The sequence below is a fragment of the Candidatus Binataceae bacterium genome (genome assembly GCA_036495685.1).
Classification (GTDB): Bacteria; Desulfobacterota; Binatia; order Binatales; family Binataceae; genus JAFAHS01.
The window spans coordinates 1-10,380 of the sequence record DASXMJ010000032.1; the positions used below are offsets into that span (position 1 = coordinate 1).

The window sequence follows — 10,380 nt, forward strand, 5'->3', positions numbered from 1 at the left end:
GAGTTTTAAGTAGTGACACGGGAATATTTGATGCACCACTCACCTGCGGTTTCTGCAGACGTTCCGGACTGGAGCAGGGAACGCTGCGTCCGTTTCTGGGATCCCGCACGTCGCCTGTTACGAGCGGTACGCTCATACCAGAGGTGCAAAAAGCGCAGGTTTCCATTCAAACCGTTGAGCAAATATTGGGTACTAGAGCATCGATTCTGGAGTATTGTGACCGGCGCCGACATACCACTCGACAGCCATATTGGGGGAGGATTGCAACTGCCGCATCCCAACGGCGTGGTCATTTTCCCGCGAGCAGTGATCGGTCCCAACTGTTTAATATCTCAGCAAGTCACGATAGGTGTCGGAGGCCCGAAACTAGGTGCCCCGGTCGTTGGCGGGCACGTCGACATCGGGGCCGGCGCGAAGATTCTCGGAGGAGTGACAATCGGAGACCACGCGCGAATCGGAGCGAACGCAGTGGTGCTCGAAGACGTGCCTAGCGGGGCTACCGCCGTGGGAGTTCCGGCAAGAATTGTAGGCAGCAGAAAGCCCATTCTGAGTCAGGACGAGATCGCACAAAGAGAAAGCGACGCGCGGGGACTTTCCCTCGTGCACGACACTTCCCATCGGCTCGCTTCCTGATCACAACGGTTGCGCGAGCGGATTTGACCGGGACCAGAACTGATGTGCGCCATCTCTGAGCAGCAGCATCTTCTTGGGCAGCCTCGTAGCCTATTTTCTAGGAACGCTTCGGCCCAGATGTGAGCCGCCTCATCCGCAGACTCTCCCGAAGAAATTCAGAAATAGGAAGTTAAAAAAGGCCGCAGGAAATCGAAGAGAGCGCGGCCAGGCGGCTGGTTAACAGCCTGTCGGCATTGAATTGCTTAGAAATCGGGCAGCAGAAGGACGCCTCTCGCCTGTTTCGCAATTCCTAAGTAGATACTTGGGCTTCACAAACATAGCGTTGCAGGGCAGCTGTTTCACTGATCAGCATCGCTAAAGACGGGGCGACCAGTACAACACATCCTCGCTTAGTGCCTGTTTCCGCTTCCGATCGACACGTCGGAAAGTATACCGACATTCGCTGGTCCTCATGAAACGGAAAATCCCTTAGAGCGAGCATTTTCCCCGGTCCATAATCGTCGAAACCATACCCTGGATCCCCGGGAACCCTGAAGTCGTCGATCATTATCAGGAAATTCGGAAATCTTCCCAAAATTATCTCGATTTCTTCTTGAAGAGGGAGGTCTCCTTCCCAATGAGCGTCAAGGTAGAAGAACACGGGACGATCTTTAGGAAGATCTAATGTTTTCAGAAATGCGCGGGAATCTTGCCGAATAAGAGTAACTTTTGGCCAGTGCCTCAGCCTCCGAGCCGCAAATCCATAGAAGCGCGGGTTAGCCTCCGTTGAATAAATGGGAACCTGGCTGTTCAGTGCAAAAAAAAGCGTGCTGGCACCCCGAAAAGTGCCAGTTTCGACGATTGCTGACGGTTGGAAAGTCCGGATTAGATCAGAAACAATCCGTTGACGGTTCCACTGCCCATTGAACGGACCTCCCCAAACCTCGCCTAAATTCGGCCTGAGATGGTATTCGAGCTGCCCAAGGTATTCGAACCGCGCAAGAATATTATCCGAAAGAAACCTTCTCGTTCCGCGAAGCACGAGAATTCACTAGAGGTCATTCCCAGATTGCAACTCGTTGGAAAACCGGAGCGCAGTACCCATATTCCTCACCTTAGACATCAGGTTCCGGCATGATCCCAAGTTTCCAAATAATGTCATAATCCACCGGAAGCCAGCAACGGAAGCGGTCGATGCCATGTCGCTCGCGGGGTTCGTTGCTAGCGCTAGTGGGCCGGGAGCACCAGCCGCGAGGCAATGACTTTGTAGACCTCGGCGCTGACCGCCATGCCGACGTGACTCGACATCACTTCGATATTCTCGACCAGCGGTGAGCCGCTACGATCGACACAGCTCTGCCAATGCACGACGCCGTCGGTGCGCGAGTAAATAACGGTGGTGGCCACCTTGTCGGGCGCTCGATTCGAGATCGAAAGTCCGCAGGAGCAGGACTCGCTGAGACAACCCTCCGCCTTGCCCCTGACTCTGGCGACCGAACGGGCCAGTGCCTGCACCAGTAGATTTGCCGACTCGCGCACCGGTCCGAGCGGCGAGCCCAACGTGATCACCCGCTCGATGCGATCCGGATAGCGATGCCCGAGCTCGCGCGCATAGATTCCGCCCAGACTCTGGCCGACCACGACCATAGGTCCATGGTGCCTATCGGTGACCTTTTCTAGGCGCCGTCCCAGCCGTTCGAGCGCTTCGCGTGGGCACTCCGAATTCGACCAGGTGTCGGACATTACTACGCGATGACCCATCATGCGGCAGAAGTTCGCCAAAGGCGCCAGCGTGATGTCCCCGGCCAGGAATCCCGGAATGAGCATCACGAGCTTGCCTTTGCCAGGTTCCGCATGTGGCCATGGATAGGTGAACGCGTGGAGCCACAGCACGGTGGCTTCCAGAGGCACCCGAAATTCACCGAGTGCATCCAGCATCGTGGGCCGTCCGCGCGGCCTCCGTGCAAAGTTCGCGAATGCTTGTGAGTGGGTGTTCACGGTTTTGCTAAATACTGTAGTTGATGGCAGTCTTGCATTTATCCGCGAGCGATTGCAGGGTGGCGCGCCCTAAGATCACAGTGACCGATTCGCGAACCTCGCGCCACACGTCGCGCATCGGACAGGGCACACCCTTGGGACATTGCCCGCTTCCCGCCTCCTCCAGACATTCGACCGGGCAATAGTCGCCTTCGACGATCTCGAGAACGTCTGCCATGGAGATACGGGCCGGGCTGCGGGCCAACAGGTAACCACCGCTCGGCCCCTTTTGGCTGGCAACCAGACCGCCCCTTTTCAGCTCGATCAACAAACGGCGCAGGTAATTCTCCGGAATACCCTGCGATGCCGCAATCTCCTCGACCCGAGTCGGTTCCGAGCCCGGATACCGCTCTGCCAGCATCAGCAAAGCCTTCAGAGAGTAGTCGACCCCTACGCCGAATTTCATCGTCTTTCCGCGGCTTTTTTACCACAAACCGGCCATTCAGTGAATAGTCGACTCAATAAGTGATCTAAGTAATTGACTAAGAAGGTCACCAAAGTTACCTTTTGCCAGAGGCAGGTCGTTCTCAATGCCCAAACGCGAACCTCCATCTTGGGAACTAGTGCTCAAGCGCAACTCGGTTGAGCGCCTGAAACACGAGCTTTTTCCGACCGAACTGAGCGGTCAGTGGCAACGCCTGGTCGACACGCCCTACGAAAAACTTCCCGAAGAGGACATCGTCCGTCTGCAATGGTTCGGGATGTATCACGACAAGCCCAAGGTCGGCACCTTTATGATGCGGGTCAAGATCCCCAGCGGGATCCTCTCTGCCGCCGGGCTGCGTGCGATTGGCGAGATTTCCGAACGCTACGGGCGCGATCAGGGTGAACTGACCACCCGTCAGAACATTCAGCTTCACTACATTACTCTCAAGCATGCCCCCGAGATCTTCGAGCGGCTCAGGTCGGCCGGGCTTACGACGATGGGCGGATGTGGCGACGTGGTTCGCAATATCACGGGCTGCCCGGTCGCGGGAGTCGATCATGATGAACTCTTCGATGTGACCGGACTGGTCGGTGAGGCGGCCGGCTTTTTCTACGGAAACCGCGAATACTCGGACCTCCCACGCAAGCACAAGATCACTATTTCGGCCTGCCGCTTTCAGTGCAACGCGCCCGAGATCAACTGCATCGCGCTGGTGGCGATGGTGAACGATGGGCGCGAGGGATTTGCGGTCCGGGTCGGCGGCGGCCAATCCTCGACCCCTCGCCTGTCACGGCACCTGGGCGTGTTTATCACCCGCGACCAGGCGATCCCGGTGCTACGCGCGATTATCGACACCTGGCGCTCGACCACCGAGTACCGCATCTCGCGCGTGAAAGCGCGGCTCAAGTTCATGATCGACGACTACGGGCCGGACGAGTTTCGCAAACTGGTCGAAGCTCGCCTCGGTTTCGCGCTCGAACCGCTTGCCGAGCTTCCGCTGGCTGCCGGCGAAAGCGACCACATGGGCATCCACGAGCAGAAGCAGGCGGGACTGTACCACGTTGGCTTTCCTGTCTATCTCGGAGTGATGAGCGGGCGACAGATGCGCGACCTGGCGGAGCTCGTCGAGGAATTTGGCGGCGACATCCGCCTCACGCGCCGGCAGAATTTTATTGTGACCAGGATTCCGGCCGCGCAGCTCGATGCGGTCATTGCGCGGGTTGGCGAGATCGGATTTCCGCTCGATGCCAACGGGCTGTATGCCTCGTCGATCGGTTGCATCGGCGATCCGCATTGCAACTACGCGGTCACTCCGACCAAGGAAAAGCTCGCGACCATCATCGCTCGGCTGGTTAGCGACTATGGCGACCGGGTCGCCGGGCTCAAGCTCAATCTCGACGGGTGCCCGCACGCCTGCGCGCAGCATTGGACCGGCGACATCGGATTGCAGGGCACCACCAGCCGCGGGGCCAATGGCGAGCCGCTGGAAGCTTTCGACATAATCCTTCGCGGCGGACTTGGACGTGATGCGGCGATCGGCAAGCCGGTGCTGCGCCGGATTCCGTCCGAGCGAGTTGAAGACTACGTGTCGCGCCTTTTTGCCGGGTATCTCGCGCACCGCGCTCCCGAGGAGTCGTTCACCCGCTTCTGCGTGCGGATGCCCGACGCAGAACTGATAGCGCTAGCGGAAGGAACCAAATCGAGCGGCGCCGAAGCTGCGGCCTGAGTGAGGGCCACCGAAAGCGAGCACAGCAGTGGAACCAGAACTCGAATTTCCCAAGCCAAGCATCCTGATGGATGAGCTCGAAGCAGGCGAAATCGCAGTCGAGCTTGACGATCACACGCCCCAGGAGGTCCTCAGCTGGGCGCTAGACCGCTTTGGACGGGAGCTGGCGATTTGTTCCAGTTTCCAGGCCGAGGGCTGCGCGCTCATCGACATGGCCCATCGCATCGATCCCGGGGTTCGGGTATTCACCATCGACACCGGGCGTACGCCTCAGGAAACCTATGATCTGATCGATAAGGTTCGCGCGCGCTACGGCATCCGCGTCGAGACCTTCATGCCGGACACCGAAGTGGTTCAGAAGATGGTCACCCGGCACGGGAACAATCTTTTCCACCACGACGTGAACCTGCGCCTGCTGTGTTGCCAGGTGCGCAAGGTGCTGCCGCTGCGCCGCGCGCTGATGAACTACAGCGCGTGGGTGACCGGTCTGAGGCGCGATCAGTGGGCAACGCGCTCCAATATCCGCAAGATCGAGGTGGACCACGATCACGGCGGTATCACCAAGATCGCGCCGCTCGCCGATTGGACCGACGAGGAAGTGTGGGACTATATACGGGCCAACGACGTCCCGTACAACAGTCTCTACGACAAAGGCTACCAGTCGATTGGCTGTGCGCCCTGCACGCGTGCGGTCGGCGAGGGTCAGGACCCCCGCTCCGGCCGCTGGTGGTGGGAGACCGGCGCGCCGAAGGAATGCGGGATGCACTGCGCAATCGAGACCGGCGGGTTCGAGCATGAGCTCGCCGCTCTGCTCGGTGCGAAAAACGGTGCTCCGCACAAATCGTGAACCGCGAAAATTCCGCTCGTGAGTTTTGGGCGGCTGAACCGATTGCTCCGCGCCGATGAGCGACCAAACTGAGCCAGCGGAGATTCTCAAGCTCGACCAGCTCCAGCGCAATCTCCTGATCCCGCAAATCCAGGCCTTCCTCGACGCGACCTCCGATGCGGGCGCGCGCGAGAGCTACGCTGCGCTCAAGGCCGCGGTGGAATCGATGGCCGTGTCAAGCGAACATCAGGCGCGCCTGGGCACCATCGTGGAGGTGGCACTGCAGAGCGGCCGCATCCGCCGGCTGTTCGGACCCGGCGCGGAACTCTCGCTCAACGCCCTTTTTCAGAAGACTCCGCGCGGCCGCGAAATCGCTCGATCGCTCCAGGAGCTGAATGCCGCCCTCTCTAATCTCAAGGGCGACACGGTTGAAGAGGTGAACGCGGCGATGCGCGGGCCGGGCTCGTGGGCGCTGACCGTCAAAACCAGTGGATGCCAACTGGTCATCCGCTTCGAGCGCGACGGCGTACGCGTCGAATCGCTGGAAGTCGCGCTTGAGTAGCTCCGCGACTTCTTCTAACTGTTCGAGCCCCGAGGCGATCCGATGATCGAACCATATTGCCCATAGTGCTAAGGTTTCTCCCTGTGCCGCCCTCGAGCGGTGTTGGTTTGAGCCCTTGATGCTTGGAGCGTTTTTCAGCAGCAGGCGGTGGCTATGGTTGCACCGGGGTGGCGGACTCGCGATATCCCTTGCAATCTTAACCACGGTCCTGACTCCCAGCGGCTCGCCGCGCGCCGCTCCCTCGCCGTCCTCCTCATCTGCGGCAGCCAGTCCCGCATCCAGCCCCAGTACGTCGCCGGTCTCCGCGAACCTGGCGTTTGTCAAGAATGAGGTCATCACGACCTATCTGAGCGAAGTGATCACCTGGTACCGGCATCGTAGCGCCGAGGCCCAGCTCGTCGATCATCCTGAGGAGGTCCTGTTCTTTGTAAGCGATCAGCAGATCGCCCGACAGGTGCTCGACCTGGGCTTTACGGCAGCCCGCGGGCAGGTGGCTCTGAACGCAAAGGCCAAACTTTCGGCCGAAGAGCAGTTAGCGGCGAATCGATCACCGTTCCTGCGCCAACTCACGGCCAAGGGAGACGAGATCGATGCCAATGTGTCGCACATGCGGCAACGGGTCAAAGATCTGCAGAATCAGCTGGCCAGTGCGCCCAAGAATCGACGCGCGACCGTCACGGCCGAGCTTGACAGCGCCACCGCTGCCGCCGGACTCGAGGCCGCCCGCGCGGACGCGATCAAGCAGACCCTGCAATACGCCAGCGGACTGGCGGCTGCCGGTCAGCAATCTAACGGGATCTTGAACGAGATCGATCAGCTCGAGCAGAGCGTCGCCAGTACCGAGAAGGGAAAAGCTCCCGACGTGGTAGTCGGGTCGACGAACAAAAGAACTCAGCAGGGATCGTCCGGAATCATTGCTCTCACCGCGCTGTACTTCGACTTGCGCGCGGACTCGGGGGCGCTGCGCGAGGCGAACGCCAACGTCAACGAGCTCATCGCCAAGATCGAAAAATTCAAGGCGCCCGCCGTTCGCCTCGGTAGCGCGATAAGTGCGCGTGCAGGGGAACTGGCCAGCAGCGTCACCACCGCCGACCCAACCCAGCTGGCCAGCCGGACCAGCGAGTACAAGGAATTGGCAGGGCTGCACGATCTCGTGTTCGCTACCATCTCTCCGCTTGACAAGCAGGAGGTTCAGCTGGGGCTTTACCAGGAAAATCTTGCGCGTTGGCAAGCTTCCATCGATCGCTATTCCAGGCGGGCGCTGCGCAGCCTCCTCGTCCGGCTGGCCACGCTGTTCGGTCTGGTCGGCATCGTGATCGCGGGGAAAAATCTCTGGCGCCGGCTGGTTAACCGTTATATCCACGACCCGCAACGCCGCCGCCAACTCAATCAGCTCAGCGATCCGGTCTTCTGGGTGCTGATCGCCTTTGTGCTGATCGTCAACTTTGCCACCGAGCTTGGCTCGATTGCGACGATCATGGGATTTGCGGCCGCCGGCATTGCCCTGGCGCTGCAAAACGTCATCCTGTCGGTCGCTGGCTATTTCTTCCTGATTGGCAAGTTCGGCATTCGGGTCGGCGACCGGGTGCAGATCGGTACGACAATAGGCGACGTCATCAGCATCGGCCTCGTTAAGCTCACGCTCATGGAACTTAGCCCCGAGGATCGCCAGCCGACCGGACGGATCGTGGTGTACTCCAACGCAGTGGTTTTCCAGCCCAACGGCAATTTCTTCAAACAAGCGCCCGGAATGAGCTTCGTGTGGAACGAAATGCGCCTCACGCTGGCGCCCGACTGTGACTACCGGCTCGCCGAGAAGCGAGTGGTCGATGCGATCGACGAAGTGTTCGCGCGCTACCGCGACCGGGTGCAGCGCGATGTCCGATACCTGGAGGCGGATTTGCACGTGCTGCTCGAGACGCCACGCCCGCAGTCGCGCCTGCAACTCACCGCCTTAGGCCTCGATATGATCGTCCGCTACCCGGCAGAGGTGCGCACCGCGACGCAAATCGCCGACGAAGTCTCGCGCCGTGTGCTCGATGCGATCCGCCGGGAGCCGGGGCTGCAGTTGGTGGCACCCAGCCCCGCGAACATCCAGCCTGTCGCGCAGCAGCCGGTGACCGACGGTGCGGCTGGGGCGGAAGAACCAGCTCCCGCCAACGGCGAGCGACAGGCCGCCGGAAAAACCTAAACTCCGCTTAGTGCGACGCGGATTGTCCCGCGATATTGTCGACGATGTCGGCGAGTTCCGGAATCCGGTAGCGCTCGCCCATAAATGCCTTGTACATGAGAAACAGCCAGAAAATCGCCAGCGCCAGGTTGATCAGCGTCTGGACACCACCGAGCAGCCTGCCGAGCGCCGCGGGCAGAATTGAGATGAACACGCCGAAGACTATCACGATGGCAAACCAGACCACGCTGAATCCGATCGACTGGCGCGCATGGAAGCGTATGAATTCATCCTGGCTGTATGGTTCCAGGTACAGGAAGACGAGGCCGGTCACGAAAAAACCGATGTAGGTAAGCGCGGCGATCGGCTTGGTCTGTTTGGCAGCTTCTCCATTCATCCCAAGATCCTCCTTATCACGCGCAATCGCGGCACTTATGTGTAGTCGAAGGCGAGCGGCCAGCGCAATCGGCGCCGGTGCAGGGATTGGGTTGCGCTCGCGGGCCCGGGAATTGCGCGAGGGTGCTCCGCATTCGTGGCGTCGAAATCCCCCGCCTCCGCTGGGTCGTGGATCAAGCGAATGCGAGCACGACTTGCCCTTGCTCCCTGCTCGGCCGCAAGCGAAGACCAAGTGCCCGAGCTTGAGCTTGCAGCGCTAGCGGTAACCTGCTCCGCCGCCTGCGACCGTTCCGGCGCGGTCAAGCTTTGGAATTTCCTCCGCGACCCTCGATACGGCTCAAGGTAGCGGTGGTTTTTCGCTCGGTCGCCACCACTTCGATCTGCGCGCGGATGGAGGCCGCGAGCTGGCGGCGGGAAATTGGCTTAGCCAGAAAATCGCCAACCCCAAGACTCATGCTTTCCGCGCGCGACTCGATGTCGTCACGCGCGGTGATAAGAATGACCGGAATCTCGGCGGTAGCCGGGTCTTCCTTCAGTACCTTGCAGATTTGAAAACCGTCCATGTCGGGCATCATCAGGTCGAGCAGGATGACGTCGACTTCCTTCGCGCGCACCAGGCGCAAACATTCGTCCCCCGAATTCGCCTCGATCGGTTCAAACCCCTCGCTTAGGAGATAGCGGACCAGGATAGCGGCCGTATCGCGATCGTCATCTACGACTAGTATTCGCGCCGGGCGGTTCGTCTGATCCATGTTCCTAACCTGCCAGGTTCAGTCGGCGTCGTCCTTGTCATCGGCGGCGCCCGGAGCGATGACACCCGAGCGCCGGAGCTTGGCGGCAAAGGTGGTCCGTTTAAGGCCCAGCAGCTTCGCGGCGGCCTGCTTGTTTCCGGCTGTCTGCCGCAGAGCGTCGTTGATCAATCTTCCTTCCAATTCACGCACCAGGCTCTGCAAGTTCACACCGCCCGCAGGAAGGCTCGCGGGAATTTCGATGACGGCGGGCCGCGGTTTGGAAGTGAGCGCTGGGGGAAGAATCCGCGTGTCGATAGTGGAATCGTCGCACAAGATCGCCAGCCGCTCCACCATGTTTTCGAGCTCGCGTACGTTCCCCGGCCAGTCATAGGACCACAATTGCACCATCGCCTCGCGAGTGACCGTGATCTTCCGGCCCGGAGTTCGCGCCTGGATGCATTCGAGAAAGTGGTCTACCAGGAGCGGGATGTCCGATCGCCGCTCGCGCAGGGGCGGCACCAAGATCGGTACTACCTGGAGACGATAGAACAGATCCTCGCGAAAGGCCCCTTTGCGAACCGACACGGCTAAGTCAGTATTGCTCGCCGCGATTACCCGCACGTCAACCCTAGTCCAGCGATCCGAGCCGACCGGGCGCACCTCGCCGTCTTCCAACACGCGCAACAGCTTCGCCTGCAGCTCCATCGGCATGGAGCCGATTTCGTCGAGCAAAATCGTCCCGCCCGCGGCAGCCGTGAACAGTCCCTGACGCGTTCCCGAGGCTCCGGTGAAAGCGCCTCGCTCATGCCCAAACATCTCCGATTCCAGTAGGTCGCGCGGAATTGCCGCGCAGTTGACGGGAACGAAGGGACGCGCGTGCCGCTGCGACATCG

10 protein-coding genes are annotated in these 10,380 nt (G+C 60.3%); 5 read left to right on the forward strand and 5 right to left on the reverse strand.

Annotated elements, in window-relative coordinates; genetic code table 11:
• The first annotated feature begins 174 nt into the window (after window positions 1-174).
• Window positions 175-633, forward strand: a complete 459-nt coding sequence (locus tag VGI36_03540) for a hypothetical protein (GenBank protein ID HEY2484191.1) — start codon at window positions 175-177, stop codon at window positions 631-633.
• A 1,206-nt stretch (window positions 634-1,839) separates the two neighbouring features.
• Here the strand turns inward: VGI36_03540 and VGI36_03545 are convergent.
• Together VGI36_03545 and VGI36_03550 are read right to left on the reverse strand one after the other, a co-directional pair.
• Window positions 1,840-2,550 carry an alpha/beta hydrolase gene (locus VGI36_03545; GenBank protein HEY2484192.1) on the reverse strand — a complete coding sequence of 237 codons (711 nt, stop codon included), beginning with the start codon at window positions 2,548-2,550 and terminating at the stop codon, window positions 1,840-1,842.
• Window positions 2,551-2,617: 67 nt separating this feature from the next.
• Window positions 2,618-3,055, reverse strand: coding sequence for an Rrf2 family transcriptional regulator (locus VGI36_03550; GenBank protein HEY2484193.1), 438 nt, complete (start codon window positions 3,053-3,055; stop codon window positions 2,618-2,620).
• Between the two features lie 124 nt (window positions 3,056-3,179).
• Between VGI36_03550 and VGI36_03555 the strand changes: the two genes are divergently transcribed.
• The 4 genes from VGI36_03555 (at window position 3,180) to VGI36_03570 (ending at window position 8,381) form a co-directional block, all read left to right on the forward strand.
• Window positions 3,180-4,802 carry a nitrite/sulfite reductase gene (locus VGI36_03555; protein ID HEY2484194.1) on the forward strand — a complete coding sequence of 541 codons (1,623 nt, stop codon included), beginning with the start codon at window positions 3,180-3,182 and terminating at the stop codon, window positions 4,800-4,802.
• 28 nt (window positions 4,803-4,830) lie between these two features.
• A complete protein-coding gene (locus tag VGI36_03560) occupies window positions 4,831-5,649 on the forward strand; it encodes a phosphoadenylyl-sulfate reductase (protein HEY2484195.1) in 819 nt (272 codons plus the stop codon).
• A gap of 55 nt (window positions 5,650-5,704) precedes the next feature.
• Window positions 5,705-6,190, forward strand: a complete 486-nt coding sequence (locus VGI36_03565; protein HEY2484196.1) for a hypothetical protein — start codon at window positions 5,705-5,707, stop codon at window positions 6,188-6,190.
• Window positions 6,191-6,347: 157 nt separating this feature from the next.
• A complete protein-coding gene (locus tag VGI36_03570) occupies window positions 6,348-8,381 on the forward strand; it encodes a mechanosensitive ion channel family protein (GenBank protein HEY2484197.1) in 2,034 nt (677 codons plus the stop codon).
• Window positions 8,382-8,388: 7 nt separating this feature from the next.
• Here VGI36_03570 and VGI36_03575 read toward each other — a convergent pair whose 3' ends face one another.
• The 3 genes from VGI36_03575 to VGI36_03585 all read right to left on the reverse strand — a co-directional run.
• Complete coding sequence (locus VGI36_03575) at window positions 8,389-8,757, reverse strand: hypothetical protein (GenBank protein ID HEY2484198.1); 369 nt, start codon at window positions 8,755-8,757, stop codon at window positions 8,389-8,391.
• Between the two features lie 298 nt (window positions 8,758-9,055).
• Complete coding sequence (locus VGI36_03580; GenBank protein HEY2484199.1) at window positions 9,056-9,508, reverse strand: response regulator; 453 nt, start codon at window positions 9,506-9,508, stop codon at window positions 9,056-9,058.
• Between the two features lie 18 nt (window positions 9,509-9,526).
• On the reverse strand, window positions 9,527-10,380 hold an 854-nt coding region (locus VGI36_03585), incomplete at its 5' end, for a sigma-54 dependent transcriptional regulator (GenBank protein HEY2484200.1).

Bases quoted from the DNA above. Each gene is read 5' to 3' on its own strand.
- VGI36_03565 (HEY2484196.1), top strand. From the start codon at position 5,705: ATGAGCGACCAAACTGAGCCAGCGGAGATTCTCAAGCTCGACCAGCTC.
- VGI36_03575 (HEY2484198.1), bottom strand. From the start codon at position 8,757: ATGAATGGAGAAGCTGCCAAACAGACCAAGCCGATCGCCGCGCTTACC.
- VGI36_03555 (HEY2484194.1), top strand. From the start codon at position 3,180: ATGCCCAAACGCGAACCTCCATCTTGGGAACTAGTGCTCAAGCGCAAC.
- VGI36_03550 (HEY2484193.1), bottom strand. From the start codon at position 3,055: ATGAAATTCGGCGTAGGGGTCGACTACTCTCTGAAGGCTTTGCTGATG.
- VGI36_03545 (HEY2484192.1), bottom strand. From the start codon at position 2,550: ATGCTGGATGCACTCGGTGAATTTCGGGTGCCTCTGGAAGCCACCGTG.
- VGI36_03580 (HEY2484199.1), bottom strand. From the start codon at position 9,508: ATGGATCAGACGAACCGCCCGGCGCGAATACTAGTCGTAGATGACGAT.